The following is a 16,895-nucleotide window of genomic DNA, read 5'->3' as shown; positions in this document are numbered from 1 at the left end:
TCCGGTGGACAGATTGATATAGCGCTATATACCAGATGATATAGCGCTATTCATTTTCGCGTCCATGCGAGGGTTCACGTGCAGTGCTATCGCCAGTCCGGCAACCTTTTCAGAAGCTCGGCTTTTTCATGGACCGCACCACCCATCAGGACAAATCCCTGCATCTGGCTCTGTTGATCCAGGTAAATGGATTTCACGTGAGCAATGCCTTTGTCACAACGCCCCGCCCACTCGGTCGACCACTCTCCCTCGGGGCTCATCGGCGACGCCACGATGGTCGGCAAGACACTGGTTTTGATCGTCACCGGCATGGCGGGATAGGCGACCGGCGTCGGCTGACCCGCCAGGGTTTGAGCCAGCGCCCGGGCCTGCAACATGATCGGCATCACATAGGGCAGCACCAGGTCATGGACTTGCGCGCAATCGCCCAAGGCGTAAACGTTATCGGCACTGGCACGCAGAAAAGCGTCAGTGACAATACCGCCGGCAACCCGAATACCCGCCGCCCTGGCCAGATCGACGCGAGGTTCCAGGCCAATGGCACTCAACACATAATCCGCCTCCAGCACACGGCCATCGGCCAGTTGCAATGCATACCCCTGACCGGCTCGGTTCACCGCAACGGGCGCATCGCCAAGCTCCAGGCGTACGCCAATCGACGCCAGCGCATTGGCCATTTCCTCTCCGGCCTCCGCAGGCAGCAGGCGACTCAACGGCCAAGAGGCCCGGTCGACAACCCACACTTCATGACCGGCATGTCGCAAGTCATTGGCGAACTCGCAGCCGATTAGCCCGCCGCCCAGAATGGCGATCCGGCTATCAGCGCTGATCTGCTGACGCAGGCGTCGGTAATCTTCCAGGTCGTTCACCGTGATGATGGCGCCCACCCCGTCACCCTGCAGCGCGGGGCGACGCGCATCCGCCCCGAGCGCCAGCACCAGCGCGCGGTAGCGAAGAAGCTGGCCGTCGATGTAGATCGATCGGGCATCGGTGTCGATCCGTTCAATCGACGTACGCGTCTTGATCTGCGCTTGCAGTTGCGCCGCCATCTGCTCTGCGCTGAAGGTCACCAGTTGCTCCGGCAGGCGCCCGGTCTGGAAGGCATTGGACAGCGCCGGTTTCGAGTAAAACTCGCCGCCGTCGCGGGTGACGATCAGGATTGGCGTGTCGCTTTCCAGCTTGCGCAGCTCGCGCGCCACGGTGTAGCCGGCCAACCCCGAACCCAGAATGATCACCGGGTCGGATTGCTCCGGCACGGAGTTCGGCTCTGCACTCTGCCCAACCTGAATCATCTGAAAGTCAGCCTTCCCTACCCCGCACTCCGGGCAATACCAGCTCTCCGGCACGTCCTCCCAGCGAGTCCCGGCCGGGATATCGTGCTCAGGCATTCCCACGGCTTCGTCGTAAATGAAGCCGCACACAAGACATTCCCACTTGAACATGGTCGATCCTCCAGTCAATCGATACGCAGCGGTTGAATCAGCTGGTGAAAGCGCGCCCCAGGCCGAGCGCACTCAAGGCGCGACGGTAGGCAGTGGAGGAACGGTCGGCAGGAATGTGGATTTCCAGCGACAGATCCAGCGGCAAGTCTTCCGGCCGGCACAGTTCGACGATGTCGCGATCTTCTTCGAAGACCTGCTGGTTGAACGCGTAGACGTCTTCCAGCGGCATCTCCTTGTCGAAGTTGCGGGTGATGGCGCAGAACATGCGGGTCTTGCGCGCCGAGATCGGGCTGGCTGCGTTCAGAATCACCAAGCGGTGTTCGGGCTCGGGGAAGTTGACGGTCAGGCGCGCAGTGAACGGTGCGAAGACATCGAAGGTGCGGTTCCAGAGAAAACCTTCCGGCGCGCGATGCTGCAGGCTCTTGGGGAAATTGCTGACGTTGCTGATGTACTCGGCGTGAACCCCGTACGGCGTGACCTCGGCCTTGTAAGTCGGCACCACCGGGTTGTCGCGCTCGGCGAAAGCCTCGTGGTGAATCCAAGCAAAGTGCGCGACATCGATAAAACCTTCCACCTGCCGGCCGGCAGAAGCCGCGATGTCGATGGACGGCGGCAGGATGCGCTGAAAGCTGTCATCGGCCCAGGACGGCATTTCAGCGAACGGCGCATTCGTTCCCGACATCAGCACCCAGATCAGCCCGAAGTCTTCACGGGTCGAGTACATCTGGATGCGATGGCGTTCGGTGAGGTTGGCATTGGGTTCCGACGGAATACGCGTGCAGCGACCATCGGTGCCGAAGTGCAGGCCGTGATACGGGCAGATGATGTTTTCGCCCTTCACCCAACCTTTGCTCAGTGGCGCGCCGCGATGACTGCAAATGTCCCGGGCGGCGTTGAGTTTGCCGCCGGCCCGATAAAGTACGACCGGCTCATCCAGCAGCGTGACGGCATAGGGTTTGTCGGTCACGTCTGCCGAGAAGGCCACGGGGTGCCAGTGCTTGCTGAGCGTCTCGCGGTCTTGTGCGGTGAAGGTGCTGCTCTTGGTGATCGGGTTCCAGGTAACGGACTGACAGGCTATTGCGGCCGTGGACATGAGTGTTCTCCTTGACGTGGAAAAGGCACCGAAGGGGTGCGCATCCGCAGGCTGTTGGATGTGTTGTTGGCCTGCGGACGACGAGTGCGAAATCCATGCTAGAGATTCGCGCCGGCCTCGCCCATGTCGTGAAGAACATGTTGCTTATGTGAAATCAGATATACCGGTATGACTGGGTATTCACTTGCACTTGGCCAACACCACCTGGCAAGTACCGGGAGTACCGCCGGAGCGGCTTGCGTAGCGCATGCAGTTATCCATGGATTTTTTCTGTGCCTGGCCCAGGGTCTGTCCCCAGGCCAGGCCACCCTCGCCCATTGTCGGCACCGCTTTGGCATAGCAGCGATCACCCACGGTCGCATAGCGAGCCTTGCTGGAGCAGCCTGTCGTCAACGTCAGCATGATCGCGCAAAGAAAATACGCGCAATGGCGTATCTGTATCCGGTTCATCTCGTTTTACCTGCGCAACTTGGGACTGACGGACTCAGTTTATCCGCAATGACCCGAGAACCGTTCATTGCTCCGTCGCCTGCCGGTATTGACGCGGCGTGAACCCGGTCGAGGCCTTGAACTGGCGAGTGAAGGCGCTGTGGTCGGTGTAGCCGCACTGCAGGGCGACTTCGGTGATCGGCAGGTCGGTGTGCAACAAGCGATGGGCATGTTCCAGCCGTACTTTCTGGATCATCTGCCGGGGCGTCAGGTGGAACACGCGTTTGCAGTAGCGCTCCAGCTGCGCCACGGAAATACCGGCGATCCGGGTCAGCTCGCCCAGCGTCACCCGCCGATTGAAATGCGTGCGAATGTGCTCGTCGACGGCGGCCAGACGTTCGAACGCCGGATGCGTCTCGCTGGCCGATTGCAGATCCACCGAAATCCCCGCCAGACCGATGATCGCACCATCGCGGTTGTACAACGGTCGCTTGTGGGTCAGGCACCAGCCCGGTTCGCGACTGCCGTACAGATGCAATTCCAGTTGATCCTCCAGCACCCATCCCTCTTCCAGCACCCGGCGATCCTGCTCGGTATAGCCCGGTCCCAGTTGCGCCGGGAATACCTGCGCGCTGGTTTTACCGAGCAAGGGTTTCAGGTCTTTCAACCCGCAGCGCTGCACCAGTGTGCGGTTGGCCAGGACGTAACGCGCGTCCGGATCCTTGATGAAAATCACCGCATTCGGGATCACGTCGAGCATCGGCAACAGCGCGGCAACGCCTGCCACCAGGGCTTCGAGGGTCTGGGGGCGATTGTGCTCATCGCCCTCGCACAGGCGCGCAAATGCGTTCTGCATCGTCGGTGTCTTCCTTCGCGGGTGGATCGGCCAACGGCCCGCCATACGGCGTTCGCGTGCAGAGTGCAGCAACGCTTACGGCCTGTCGAGGCCTGCCGTCGTTCAGCGCAATTGTGCTGATTTCGTCATCCAGGCTTGCGCAAAACATCAATCGCCCGACCACCGATGAGTTCAATGTTGGCCCGTCCCAGTGACATACACCTGCCTATCCAATAACTCACAAGAAGGCGACGCCATGTCAGGCCAAGGCAAGTTCAAAAAACAGCTTTCATTGATCGACCTCACGTTTATCGGGCTCGGAGCGATCTTCGGTTCGGGTTGGCTGTTCGCGGCCAGTCACGTTTCCGCGATTGCCGGGCCGGCGGGGATTTTTTCCTGGCTGCTGGGCGGTTTCGCCGTGTTGCTGCTGGGCATCGTCTACTGCGAGCTGGGCGCCGCGCTGCCCCGGGCCGGCGGTGTGGTTCGCTATCCGGTCTACAGCCACGGGCCGCTGCTCGGGTACCTGATGGGGTTCATCACACTGATCGCGTTCTCCAGTCTGGTGGCGATCGAAGTGGTTGCCTCGCGCCAATACGCGGCGGCGTGGTTTCCCGGCCTGACCAAGGCCGGCAGCGGTGATCCGACGGTGCTGGGCTGGCTGGTGCAGTTCGGTCTGCTCTGCGTGTTCTTCCTGCTCAACTACCGCAGCGTGAAAACCTTCGCCAAGGCCAACAATCTGGTGAGCGTGTTCAAGTTCATCGTGCCGCTGCTGGTGATCGGTGTGCTGTTCACCTTCTTCAAACCGGAGAACTTTCAGGTTCAGGGTTTCGCCCCTTTCGGGCTCTCGGGCATCGAGATGGCGGTTTCCGCCGGCGGCGTGATCTTCGCCTACCTCGGCCTGACCCCGATCATTTCGGTGGCCAGCGAAGTGAAAAATCCGCAGCGCACCATTCCGATTGCACTGATCCTGTCGGTGCTGCTGTCCACCGCGATCTACGTGCTGTTGCAAACGGCTTTCCTCGGCGGCATCCCTACCGAATTGCTCGCCAATGGCTGGGCCGGGGTTTCCAAGGAGTTCGCCCTGCCGTATCGCGACATCGCCCTCGCGCTCGGCGTAGGTTGGCTGGCTTATCTGGTGGTCGCAGACGCGGTGATCTCGCCCAGCGGCTGCGGCAACATCTACATGAACGCCACGCCTCGCGTGATCTACGGCTGGGCGCAGACCGGTACCTTCTTCAAGGTGTTCACCCGCATCGATGAGAAGTCCGGCATCCCGCGCCCGGCGCTGTGGTTGACCTTCGCACTGTCGGTGTTCTGGACCCTGCCGTTCCCGTCCTGGGAAGCGCTGATTAACGTGGTGTCCGCCGCACTGGTGTTGAGCTACGCCGTGGCGCCCGTGACCGTCGCCGCGCTGCGTCGCAATGCACCCGACATGCCGCGCCCGTTCCGGGTCAAGTGCATGGGCGTGCTGGGGCCGGTGTCGTTCATCATCGCCGCGCTGATCGTCTACTGGTCCGGGTGGGACACCGTCTCCTGGCTGCTCGGCCTGCAAATCCTGATGTTTGTCGTGTACTTGCTGTGTGGTCGTTTCGTACCGACCCGCCACCTGAGCCTCGCCCATCAAGTGCGCTCATCCGCGTGGCTGATCGCCTTCTACGCCGTGACCATCGTCCTGTCGAAACTCGGCACTTTCGGTGGCCTCGGCATCCTCGCCCACCCTTTCGACACGCTGGTCGTCGCCGCTTTCGCCACCGGCATCTACTACTGGGGCGCCGCCACCGGTGTGCCGTCGCACCTGCTGCGTCTGGAGTCCGAAGAGGATGAAAGCGAAGTCGCTTCGACGTCCCCGGCCTCCGCTGCCAACCCGCGCGCTGCCGGCGCTTATTGAAACCTCTTGAAGGGACACGAACATGAAACGCGTACACGTCATTGATTCGCACACCGGCGGTGAACCCACGCGTCTGGTGATGAAGGGTTTCCCCGATCTTCCCGGCAACACCATGGCCGAAAAGCGCGATGCCCTGCGCAACCAGCACGACCGCTGGCGCCAGGCCTGCCTGCTGGAACCGCGCGGCAACGATGTGCTGGTGGGCGCGCTGTATTGCGAACCGGTGTCGCCGGACGCCACCTGCGGGGTGATTTTCTTCAACAACGCCGGTTATCTGGGCATGTGCGGCCACGGCACCATCGGCCTGATCGCCTCCTTGCAGCATCTGGGGCTGATCGCCCCGGGCATGCACAAGATCGACACGCCGGTCGGTCCGGTCAGCGCGACGTTGCATGAGGACGGCGCCGTGACTCTCGGCAACGTACCGGCTTATCGATTACGCAAACAAGTAGCGGTTGAGGTGCCGGGATACGGCCGTTTCCTCGGCGACATCGCCTACGGCGGCAACTGGTTTTTCCTGGTGTCGGAGCACGGCCAGACGTTGACGATGGACAACGTCGAAACCCTGACCGACTTCACCTGGAAAATGCTCAAGGCCCTCGAAGACCAAGGCATCCATGGCGAGGACGGCGCAATCATTGACCACGTCGAACTGTTCGCCGATGACGATCATGCCGACAGCCGCAACTTCGTCATGTGCCCCGGCAAAGCCTACGACCGCTCACCGTGCGGCACCGGCACCAGCGCCAAACTCGCTTGCCTCGCCGCCGACGAAAAACTTCAGCCCGGCCAGCGCTGGGTGCAGGCCAGCATCACCGGCAGCCAGTTCGAAGGCCGCTTCGAACGGGAAGGTGAACGCGTGCGCCCGTTCATCACCGGCCGCGCTTACATGACCGCCGACAGCACGCTGCTGATCGACGAAGACGATCCCTTCGCGTGGGGCATCTGAGCCGCCGCGCTGCTTTTCCAAACCCTTCTGAATGACCGTTCCAAGGAGAACAATAATGAGCGACAACATCTTCACCGGCTGCATGCCCGCCCTGATGACCCCGTGCACCGCCGCACGCAAACCGGACTTCGATGCGTTGGTGGCCAAGGGTCGCGAGTTGATCGATATCGGCATGAGCGCGGTCGTGTATTGCGGCTCCATGGGCGACTGGCCGCTGCTCACCGAAGCCGAGCGTCAGGAAGGCGTGGCGCGGCTGGTGGCGGCAGGGATTCCGACCATCGTCGGTACTGGCGCCATCAACACCCGTGAAGCGGTGTCCCACGCGGCCCATGCGGCCAAAGTCGGCGCTCAGGGTTTGATGGTGATTCCTCGGGTGCTGTCCCGTGGCGCTTCGCTCGCCGCGCAAAAGGCGCACTTCTCCGCGATTCTGCAAGCCGCGCCGAACCTGCCGGCAGTGATCTACAACAGCCCTTACTACGGCTTCGCCACCCGCGCCGACCTGTTCTTCGAACTGCGCCACGAGTACCCGAACCTGATCGGCTTCAAGGAATTCGGCGGTGGCGCCGACCTGCGCTACGCCGCTGAAAACATCACCTCCAAGGACGAAGACGTGACCCTGATGGTCGGTGTCGACACTCAAGTGGTGCATGGCTTCGTCAACTGCAACGCCACCGGCGCGATCACCGGCATCGGCAACGCCCTGCCCCGCGAAGTGCTGCAACTGGTGGCCCTGAGCAAGCAAGCAGCCAAGGGGGATGCCAAGGCCCGGCGCCAGGCACGGGAGCTGGAATCCGCGCTGGCGGTGCTGTCGTCCTTCGATGAAGGCACGGATCTGGTGCTGTATTACAAACACCTGATGGTGCTTAACGGCGACAAGGAATACACCCTGCATTTCAACGAGACCGACGCCCTCAGCGACTCCCAGCGTCGCTACGCGGAAGCCCAGTACGCGCTGTTCCGTCACTGGTACGAAAACTGGTCGGCGGAACAGAACTTCGCCTGACCCGCAGCCTCGTTTCAGCCCGCCGTGATTACCGGCGGCGGGCCTTCTTTCTTTTCAGGAACATGCCATGTCTCTTACGGGCAAACTGCTGATCGGTCAGCAAAACCTCTCGGGCAATCGCGAGGTCATTCAGGGGATCAACCCGGCCACTGACGCACTGCTGGAGCCCGCTTACGCTGGCGGCTCCGCCGAGCACGTCGAACAGGCTTGCGCGCTGGCCTGGGCTGCGTTCGACCGCTACCGCGAAACCGCGCTGGACGCACGCGCCGAATTCATCGAAACCATCGCCCAAGAGATCGAAGCCCTCGGCGATGAGTTGATCGACCGCGCCATGGCCGAAACCGGCCTGCCGCGCCCTCGTCTGCTGGGCGAACGTGGACGTACCTGCCAACAATTGCGATTGTTCGCTCGCACTGTACGAGCCGGTGAATGGCTGGATGTGCGCGTCGACTCCGCCCAACCGCAACGTCAGCCAATGCCGCGTTCGGATCTGCGTCAGCGCCAGATTGCGCTGGGGCCGGTGGCCGTGTTCGGTGCGAGCAATTTCCCCCTCGCCTTCTCCGTCGCCGGCGGCGATACCGCTTCGGCACTGGCCGCCGGTTGCCCGGTGATCGTCAAGGCCCACGGCGCCCACCCCGGCACCAGCGAACTGGTCGGCCGCGCCGTGGCTCGGGCCGTCAAGGCCTGCGATCTGCCTGAGGGTGTTTTCTCGTTGCTGTACGGTTCCGGGCGCGAAGTCGGGATTGCGCTGGTCAGCGATCCGCGCATCAAAGCCGTCGGTTTCACTGGCTCGCGCAGCGGCGGGCTCGCGTTGATCAAAGCGGCTCAGGCTCGCCCCGAACCGATTCCGGTGTATGCGGAAATGAGCTCGATCAACCCGGTGCTGCTATTTCCCGCTGCGCTGCGCAATCGCTCGCAAGCGCTGGCCGAAGGTTTTGTTGCCTCGCTCACGCTGGGTGCCGGCCAGTTCTGCACCAATCCCGGCCTGGTCATCGCCCTCAAGGGACCGGCGCTGGACACCTTCATTGGCGCCGCCGCCGAACTCATCCAGCGCAGCCCGGCCCAGACCATGCTCACGCCCGGTATCTTCAATGCCTACGAGTCCAGCGTGAATGCACTGGCGGAAAATCCGCACGCACGCCTTGCAGCGGTCGGCCAGAGAGGAACAGCTCCGAACCAGGGTCAGGCCCATGTCTTTGTCGCCGATGCTGCGGACTTTCTTGCCGATCATTCGCTGCAAGCCGAGGCCTTTGGCGCGGCGTCGTTGGTCGTGCAATGCGCCGACCACGATGAAATCCGTCAGATGCTCGAACGGCTGGAAGGTCAACTGACCGCCACGTTGCATCTGGATGACGCTGATCTGGATCAGGTCCGTTCACTGCTGCCGACACTGGAACGCAAGGCCGGGCGCCTGCTGGTCAACGGCTGGCCGACCGGTGTGGAAGTCTGTGACGCGATGGTGCATGGCGGGCCGTTCCCGGCCACGTCCGATCCGCGCACCACGTCGGTCGGCACGGCGGCGATCCTGCGTTTCCTGCGCCCGGTCTGCTATCAGGATTTCCCCGACGCATTGCTGCCCACCGCACTCAAACAGGCCAATCCACTGGCACTGCGACGCCTGCTCGATGGCCAGAGGGAAGCCTGAATCCATGCCGAACATCACCCATGACATCGCCGTGGTCGGCGCCGGCATCATCGGCGTTGCCTGCGCCCTGCGTCTGGCGAAGCAGGGTTTGCAGGTGGTCGTGATCGACCCGCAGGAGCCCGGCCACGGCGCATCGTTCGGCAATGCAGGGCACCTGGCCACCGAGCAGGTGTTTCCGATTGCCGACCTGTCGATCCTCAAGCGCTTGCCGGCCATGCTCATGGACCCGATGGGGCCGCTGCGCCTGGACTGGAAATACCTGCCCTGCGCCCTGCCCTGGTTCACTCGCCTGCTGCTGAATCTGCGGTCGGCGCCGTTCCAGCGCACCGTGGCAGGTCTGCGAGCGCTCAATGAGAGTTCGCTGGAGGCCTGGCACCGGTTGCTCGGTGACATCCAGCGCCCCGAGCTGCTGAAGGTGGAAGGTTCGCTGCTGGTGTTCGAACGGCCCGATTCGCGCCCGGCCATTGAAGCGTTGCAGGCGCGCTTGCGTCAGCAACAGGTCCCGGTCGACTTATGGCAGGCATCTGCGGTGCGTGACACCGCGCCGCAACTGAGCGAACACCTGCAGGGCGGATTGTTTTTCCCGAGCACCGGGCACTTCATCGATCCGTACCGGGTGGTGTGCGAACTGGTCAGCGCCGCCAAGGCCAGCGGCGTGCAGTTTGTGAAACAACGGGTCGAGGGCGGACAACTGAATGCACAGGGCGTTTCGCTCAAGACCGGAAGCGGCAGCCTGAATGCCCGTCGAGTACTGATCGCCTGCGGTGCCCACTCGGCCAGGCTGACAACCACGCTGACCGGCAAGAAAGTGCCGCTGGACACCGAACGCGGTTATCACCTGATGCTGCCGCAGGAACACAACCGGTTGCCCTTCCCCGTCACATCACTGGAACGCAAGTTCATCATGACGCCAATGTCCGAAGGACTGCGCCTGGCGGGCACCGTCGAGTTCGCCGGACTCGAAGCACCGCCGACCATGGCGCGGGCCTGGCAGTTGCATCGGTTGAGCAAGGGGTTGTTTCGTGAGGAGTTGAGTATAGAAGCGGCCACACCGTGGATGGGGTTCAGGCCTTCGCTGCCGGACTCGTTGCCGGTCATCGATCAGGTGTGCGAAGGCAAGGTTTTGCTTGCCTTCGGTCACCAGCATCTGGGTTTGACGCAAGCGGCAGTGACAGCGGAATTGGTCGAACGGATGGTTTCACCTTCACCTGGAAGCAAAGGTGACGTACTACCGAAGATCGAACCTTACAAGCTCGCTCGCTTCCAGCGCTCGGGGCCAGTCAGTTGAGGGAGATATTGCACTGACTGGCTTCATCGACGTTGATATGGCTCAAACGGCCCTGCTGGTCGAACAGTAACCAATCGGCGCCGAGGTATCGCACCTGCACATTTTGCGACGGCCATTGCAGACTTGCGCAGACCTGGTCGCTTGTACGATGGATAAAACGCCAGCGACTTTGCTGATCCTCGGCGCCGTAGCCAATCACGAACCAGTGCTCGACAGGAAACACATGCAGGAGAGGTTCATTGGCAAACGCATCAACGTGTCCGGGCAGTCGGTAACCCTTGCGACTGCCGCGCTGCTCCAGCACCAGTATCGGATCGTCTTCGTCCTGATACTGAAGCCTCACGTCGATGACCACACCGAAGCGATCGAACAACTGAAAACCTTCAGGAAAGATCGCCTCGGGTAACGGCTCACGACTCTGCAGCCGACGTTCAGGCAGTCGGTAGCGCCAGAGCTGGCAGCCAACCCCGGGCTCTGACAGTAAAAGGCATTCGTTCTGAACATCGTCCTTCATACTCACGATCTGACCGGGCAAATCACTGACCTGCCAGAGAGTTTCAAACCCGCGATCGACGTCGACCACTCGCAACTGCTGACCTCGACCGATGGTCCACGCCGTACCATCGAATGATCGGGCAAAAACGTCGAGCATCAATACACCCAGATCCTTGACGGTTCCGTTCACCAGATCCAGTTTGCTGATTCGCCAGACGTTGTCGCGCCTCGCCAGTGCAAGCGCTACCTGCCGACCATGGGCCAGGACGATCGTCTGCGTCGGTATCGGGAAATGGAAAAGCGTTTTGCCGGCAGCATCGATGACCAGCGCTCCGGCTTCCCCGAGGGCCACCAGATAACGTGCATCCTCCAGCGGCACCGCATCGAAAATGGGCAAATTGCCCCGGTCTGGCGCCTCCCACTCAAGAGCCGAGGCAACACGCTCCAGTGACACACGGGCGGCGCGCGGCAGCGCTTGCTCCGGCAGGTCGGCTTGCAGCAGCTTGTCCTTGCTCATTTTGATCAGCGCCTTCAACTGATCCCGGGTCAACCGCCCGTGGTCACAGGCCTGATCGGCGATGATGGCGTGCACCGTGGCGCCGGCGAGCCATGCCAGTGCATTGGTCTCCGACTTCTGCTGCAACAACGCCTCGGCCAGCGCGGCACGCTCGGCGAAGCGCTGAGGATCGTCCCGCAATTGCTCGATCCATGCCCCGTACGCCACCAGGGTGTCGGGCAGCAACACGGCCCGCTTGACCAGTGCACCCATCGCCAGCCGTCCTCCGGCCGCTTCGGCATTGAGCAACCATTGCGTGGCCTGTTCACGCTCGGCAGGCAGACTCCAGATAACCTCCACGGCTTGAAGCCACAGGCCCTTTTCGACCAAGGCCCTGGCCCATTCCAGGCGCAAGGCATCGGCATTTGCCGGCCATTTTTCCTGAAGCATCAGCACGGCATCAGCGAAGGCATCGTCACGACGGGCGACCTGTAATGCTCGCTCCCAGTTGCCTGCCAGACACAGCAGACGCACGATCATGGCGGCCGGCATATCCCATGCGAGTGCAAGATCAGCGGCCTGCTGCTGTCGGCCGTGTTTTTCCAGATAATCGAGGGCTTCCTGACGATCCTTCAGCAATTCGGCCAGGACAAACACCGCCTCTTCGATTCGCAATTCGCGATCCAGACGTTCAAACGTCTGTCGGTAGATTTTCCGCAGGTGGGACTCCAGGTCCTCTTCGAACAGCATCGAACGACTCGGCCCCTGGTGCTGACTGATCGCCAGTTCCTGACGACGCTGCGGCGTGCCGAACGCCTGCTCGACGCTGTCTTGCCCGCCGCCCAATGGAATGGCGTGGCGCAGGGCTTCCTCCAGATCGCCATTCTCGAACATCGCGAGCATCCGGCGCATATAGTCGGCCTGACGTCGACCATACAAAGCCGACAGACGCGAGTGTTGCGTCAGGCGGGTCAACAAGCGGCGCCAGATTGCGGGTTTGTGCCTGACGGGTCTGGCGCGCGGTGCGATCGGTGGTTTCGTCGCTGGGGGCGCCGATGCTTGAGGAGCCCGTGCAGCCCCCGGCAATATAGGCTCCACCGGACGCAGAAGTTTGCGTACGCCCATCAACAACAGGGTGAACAGTACCGAGCCGATCACCGTTCCCAGCACCACTGCGCCGATATCAGAGGGTGCCGAGTGCTCCGGGGCCACCGGTGTCGGGGGCAGTCCGTTGCTTTGACCCTGCGTCCCCATCCAGAACAACGCCACCAGTACCAGAAAGGTCACGCCGAGCTTCAGCCACGGCCATGACGCCTCTTCAGTACTTTTCCAGGCACTGTTCGAGGGTTTTACGGGTTGGTCGGGCTGACTTTTGGCGGCCGTGCGCGGACGTTCCAGCAGCGCTCGCATCACCCCTTCGCGCTCGGGGCTGACCGGCCCCAGCGCGCCACCAAGAATTTCCCGTACATCGGTAGAAACCGCACGAGGTTCAGGTGCCGGCTCCGGCAATGCGCTGCAGCAATCGAATGTGTCCAGCAGGGTGTAAGTACTGACGTCGATCCACTCACCAGGTGCGAGCGTTATTGCATCGCGCAGTTGCAAAATGCTGACGTGGCTGCCGCGCACCAGCCAGACATCGGCGGCAGGCAGGCGGGCCAACTCTTGCGGAGTCAGCGGCGCCGAACACAAGGTGTGGCCCTGACGGATCAGCGGCCATCCGACCAGCGCATCACACTGGGCCGATACCGGCTGACGAAAACGCAACAAGTCGCCATCGTCGAAGCGGTAGGCTCGTGCGCCGGTCTGCCAGTGATCAAGGATCTGGCGCGCACGCTCGGATTCATCAAAGCGTTCGGCAGGAAACCAAAGCCCTTCAATCTGTTGATGCCCGGTCAGCACCGGACGGCGTATCAATGCTGCGTCATGCTCAAGCATCGGCGCCTTCCTTGTGTTTTGCCGCCACCTGGTTGCAGAAAATCTGCAGGCGCAGGGTACGCAGGGGAACCGAGTAAACCAGCAACTCACGTGCGCTGGTCAGTGCTGCAACCAGGCCACTCATGGGGCAGAAGCTGATTTTGACAATGTCACTGGCAGCGGTGAACAGGACACGCTGCTGTCCTTCGCTATGCAGAGCAACGGTTTGCTGATCAGAGCCGATCAAGACCAGCGAGTACGGGTCACCCTTGTGTTGACGCAACAGTCCAAGCCCCTTCCAGCCATGGGCCAGATCGACTCGTTCGGCTGGCATCGAGCTGCCTGTCGCCGAAATGATCTGCCAACGCTGTTTGCCATTATCGACCGAGAGCAACGCACAACCACCGAAGGACCGGTGCCACAGTCGACTGGCGGCAAACAACACCTGGCTCACGCCTTCGGTATTGCCGATCACATGACCGCACGATGCAGCGCCTTCGGCGCCAACCGAATGGGCATATAACCGGCCGCCGTCACTCCGTACATACGCCATCGTCTCATTGGCGACCTTGGCCAGCCCCAGCACGTTGTCGGCCCAGCGACGGGTTTTCGCGGGTGGCGACGGGGGCGGAGACTCTCCGCTGGCGGCCTCCCAATACGCCAGATGTCCTTGAGTATCCAGCAAGAACAGGCGGCCGGTTCGACCACCGTTCAGCCAGACGACAGGCAGCAGTCTGGCGGTACCAGGCGGTAATTGCAGTTGCTCGCGAGGGGGCTTCTCCACAGCGCTCAAGCCGGGCACTTTCCAGAACCAGAGCCAGTCGTGCTGGCTCAATACCGCGCCGAGGTTGCGGCCCGAAAAAGTTGCAGCCAGCGGCACGCGCCCGGTGCTCCAGAGGTTGCGGCGCACTTGCAGCGATTTTTTCTGGTGCTCTGTCGGCAGCTTTATCACCACCATGCCCTCTTCATCGAGCAACTTAAGCGCTACATGGGTACCGGCACTGGAGATGACCGGCGGCAGGTTGAGGGCGACCCGGGGTACTGTGCCCTTGACTGCCGGTGCGGCTGCCACCACTTCAGCTTCGAACTGACCGCTGAGCAACCGCACGGCCGAACCTTCTTCGGGAATCGGCAGCGACACACGACGGGTTGTCGCAGCCTGCAATTCGAAGGACAGGCTCTGCCCTTCGAGGCTGCGATGGATCTGAACCCGGTGAGTGCAGGACTGGCTGTCGGTTTTGGGCAGGCGCTGGCCGACGACCCAGCATTCGCCGGCCTGATCCGGCTGCTCGGCGAGCCACCCGCGCCAGGCCTGCCAATGCGCGTCACTCACCGTGTGATAGGTGCGAGCGCTGAGCAGACGCTTGAGTTGCGCCGAAGTGTCGAGTTCATGGAGACGAGGCGCCTCTTGCAGGATTCCCCAGCGCAACTCTGCACCCGCCTCCCGGGCGCGGCGTGCCAGCAGGATCAGCAAGGCAAGATGCACCAGGCGCGCGGCCCCCAACTGCAAGGGGCCGGCATCAAACAAAACGACAATCAGCCGATTGGCCTGCCGGGAGCGGTATTGCGGGGCGAGAAAAAGGTGTTCTCCCACGGCGACCCGGCGCATGAATTCTTCGGGCACTTCGTCTGCCAGCAGCCATTCGCTGGACAACAGGCGCTCATAAGCACCACGGCGTTGCAAATCACCCAGGCCATCAGGCTCGGGCACACCGCCCTGATGCTGACCGCGCAAAGGGCCAAGGATGGGGTCGAGACGACCCAGCAGGTCGCCGAACAGTGGCATCTGCTCCGGGGCAAACCATTCCAGCCATTGTCGCCAAGGGTGCAAGGAATCGGGTAACTGCATCAGCGTCCTGCCCAATAAGCATCGATTTTCTGCAGATGCTGCGCCGTCACCGGCAGTTGTCGATCAAGGGGAATCACCACCGCTGGATCGCGCCAGAGCAACAGCGGCGCACGTGAAAAGGCGTTGAACAACGCCTGTCCCAACAGATCGATTGGCACCTCGGGCTCCCAACGCGTGGGAAGCCAGAGCCCCGGTGCACGGGCATCCGTTGCGGCATATGCCACGCCGTCGACCCAGGGCAGATCATCGGCCGCTCCCGAAACCATCAGCATGTCGCGATTGGCTGTGGCTTGCAGGCGTGATGCCTGCTCGACAGGCATCAACCGCAATCGGGCATGCAGGTGTCGGGCGGCATCCCCCCAGGCCACAGCGGCTTGCGGTTCGACAGGCGTCGACCGTGGACGCCAGGTCCAGGCCCTGGCCGAAACACTCATACGGCGGACGTCATCAGGCGGGTCATTTGCCCACGGACTTCCTGCAATTGTGCCGGCATGGTCTGGCTGTCGAAGTTGGCGTCGATCTCGCGCAGCAATCCTTCAAGCAGAGGGCTCGCTGGCGGCTCGGCGCGCGTCAGATAGTCCTGCGCCGTTTCCAGCAGGCGATTGAGCCGCGACATCGGCTGCAAGGTCGCCTCCTCCACGGCACTGAACAGATGGCTGTTGCTGGACTGCGCGAAGATCTCCCGCAAAACCTCACGGCCATGTTGCTGGGTTTCTTTGGTCGGCAGCACATACAGCAAGGGCCACAGGTCCGCTTCGCTGGCTTGCAGACGTCCACCGAGCAAAGCGGCGGCGGCAATCAACCGCTGGGATTTGACGATACGGCGGTCCGACAACTGAATGCCGGCCTCACGCAAACGGCGAATGGCCTGGGCCAATACAGGGCGAACCTGTGTGAGATCGACATTCTTCAGCGCCTGACCAAGGGTGTCCAACTGGCTCAAACCGAGCAGTTGCTGAACCGGCCGCTGCTCGGACTGCCAACCACCGGCCAGCATGGCCTCCAGTTGATTGTCCGGTACCGACTCGACAAACAGGTGCAACAGGAACCGGTCACCGAACGCAGCCAGCGCTTCATCTTCCGGCAGACCATTCGCGGCGCCAACACAGACGCGCAACGGGCATTGAATCTGAGTGTGTCCGCGACGAAAGCGTCGTTCGTTGAGCACACCCAGCAGCGTATTGAGAATGGCCGTGGACCCGAGAAAGACTTCGTCCAGAAACACAATGTCGGCCTCGGGAAGCATGCCGGTCACGTCGGTTTCTACCGTGCCTTCGCGCAGCTTTTTCAGGTCCACGGCACCGAATAGCTCAGAGGGCTCGGTGAAGCGGCCCAACAGGTATTCGAAATAGCGTCCCCCCATGGATTGCGCCACTCGCCGCACCACCGCACTCTTGGCTGTGCCCGGCGGCCCGACCACCAGAATGTGCTCCTGGGCGACAGCGGCGAGGACAATCAGCTCGGCCAACTGTTCACGCCCCACCAGGCCCTCGGTGGCCACACGAACGGCCTGGCGAATTTGCGCAGCTGCGCTCTGCAATGAAGCAATCATGGGGGTCTTCCCTGAAT

At 62.1% G+C, this 16,895-nt stretch carries 13 protein-coding genes; 5 read left to right on the top strand and 8 right to left on the bottom strand.

Going from position 1 to position 16,895, the window contains the following annotated elements; genetic code table 11:
* Positions 1-86: 86 nt before the first annotated feature.
* The 4 genes from M5B44_RS10360 to M5B44_RS10345 form a co-directional block, all read right to left on the bottom strand.
* A complete protein-coding gene (locus tag M5B44_RS10360) occupies positions 87-1,442 on the bottom strand; it encodes an FAD-dependent oxidoreductase (RefSeq protein WP_248739103.1) in 1,356 nt (451 codons plus the stop codon).
* Positions 1,443-1,479: 37 nt separating this feature from the next.
* Entirely contained in the window at positions 1,480-2,535 is a 1,056-nt protein-coding gene (locus M5B44_RS10355; protein WP_248739102.1) for a Rieske 2Fe-2S domain-containing protein, read from the bottom strand.
* Between the two features lie 180 nt (positions 2,536-2,715).
* A complete protein-coding gene (locus M5B44_RS10350; protein WP_248739101.1) occupies positions 2,716-2,985 on the bottom strand; it encodes a hypothetical protein in 270 nt (89 codons plus the stop codon).
* A 64-nt stretch (positions 2,986-3,049) separates the two neighbouring features.
* On the bottom strand, positions 3,050-3,820 hold the full coding sequence (locus tag M5B44_RS10345; RefSeq protein ID WP_085733987.1) for an AraC family transcriptional regulator: 771 nt from the start codon (positions 3,818-3,820) through the stop codon (positions 3,050-3,052).
* A 235-nt stretch (positions 3,821-4,055) separates the two neighbouring features.
* Between M5B44_RS10345 and M5B44_RS10340 the strand changes: the two genes are divergently transcribed.
* The 5 genes from M5B44_RS10340 to M5B44_RS10320 all read left to right on the top strand — a co-directional run bounded on the left by M5B44_RS10340 (position 4,056) and on the right by M5B44_RS10320 (position 10,572).
* Positions 4,056-5,687 carry an APC family permease gene (locus M5B44_RS10340; protein WP_134827150.1) on the top strand — a complete coding sequence of 544 codons (1,632 nt, stop codon included), beginning with the start codon at positions 4,056-4,058 and terminating at the stop codon, positions 5,685-5,687.
* A gap of 22 nt (positions 5,688-5,709) precedes the next feature.
* Positions 5,710-6,636 carry a 4-hydroxyproline epimerase gene (locus tag M5B44_RS10335; RefSeq protein WP_248739100.1) on the top strand — a complete coding sequence of 309 codons (927 nt, stop codon included), beginning with the start codon at positions 5,710-5,712 and terminating at the stop codon, positions 6,634-6,636.
* A 55-nt stretch (positions 6,637-6,691) separates the two neighbouring features.
* Positions 6,692-7,639, top strand: a complete 948-nt coding sequence (locus M5B44_RS10330; RefSeq protein ID WP_248739099.1) for a dihydrodipicolinate synthase family protein — start codon at positions 6,692-6,694, stop codon at positions 7,637-7,639.
* A 67-nt stretch (positions 7,640-7,706) separates the two neighbouring features.
* Entirely contained in the window at positions 7,707-9,284 is a 1,578-nt protein-coding gene (locus M5B44_RS10325; protein ID WP_248739098.1) for an aldehyde dehydrogenase (NADP(+)), read from the top strand.
* A gap of 4 nt (positions 9,285-9,288) precedes the next feature.
* On the top strand, positions 9,289-10,572 hold the full coding sequence (locus M5B44_RS10320) for an NAD(P)/FAD-dependent oxidoreductase (RefSeq protein ID WP_248739097.1): 1,284 nt from the start codon (positions 9,289-9,291) through the stop codon (positions 10,570-10,572).
* Here the strand turns inward: M5B44_RS10320 and M5B44_RS10315 are convergent.
* The 4 genes from M5B44_RS10315 to M5B44_RS10300 are packed head-to-tail and all read right to left on the bottom strand — an operon-like array spanning position 10,565 to position 16,878.
* Positions 10,565-13,498, bottom strand: a complete 2,934-nt coding sequence (locus M5B44_RS10315; protein WP_248739096.1) for a bpX6 domain-containing protein — start codon at positions 13,496-13,498, stop codon at positions 10,565-10,567. The genes M5B44_RS10320 and M5B44_RS10315 overlap by 8 nt on opposite strands.
* Complete coding sequence (locus M5B44_RS10310) at positions 13,491-15,326, bottom strand: hypothetical protein (protein WP_248739095.1); 1,836 nt, start codon at positions 15,324-15,326, stop codon at positions 13,491-13,493. Before M5B44_RS10310 ends, M5B44_RS10315 begins: the two co-directional genes overlap by 8 nt.
* The gene (locus M5B44_RS10305) at positions 15,326-15,760 is read right to left on the bottom strand and encodes a hypothetical protein (RefSeq protein WP_248739094.1); all 435 of its coding nucleotides are present in this window, start codon (positions 15,758-15,760) and stop codon (positions 15,326-15,328) included. The genes M5B44_RS10310 and M5B44_RS10305 overlap by 1 nt, the downstream gene beginning before the upstream one ends.
* The gene (locus M5B44_RS10300) at positions 15,757-16,878 is read right to left on the bottom strand and encodes an AAA family ATPase (protein WP_248739093.1); all 1,122 of its coding nucleotides are present in this window, start codon (positions 16,876-16,878) and stop codon (positions 15,757-15,759) included. Before M5B44_RS10300 ends, M5B44_RS10305 begins: the two co-directional genes overlap by 4 nt.
* Positions 16,879-16,895: the final 17 nt, after the last annotated feature.

This window comes from Pseudomonas sp. MWU12-2029 (assembly GCF_023242425.1).
In the GTDB taxonomy this organism is placed as follows: domain Bacteria; phylum Pseudomonadota; class Gammaproteobacteria; order Pseudomonadales; family Pseudomonadaceae; genus Aquipseudomonas; species Aquipseudomonas kribbensis.
Note: the sequence above shows the minus strand (reverse complement) of the source record. Positions and strands in the feature narration are given on the sequence as shown.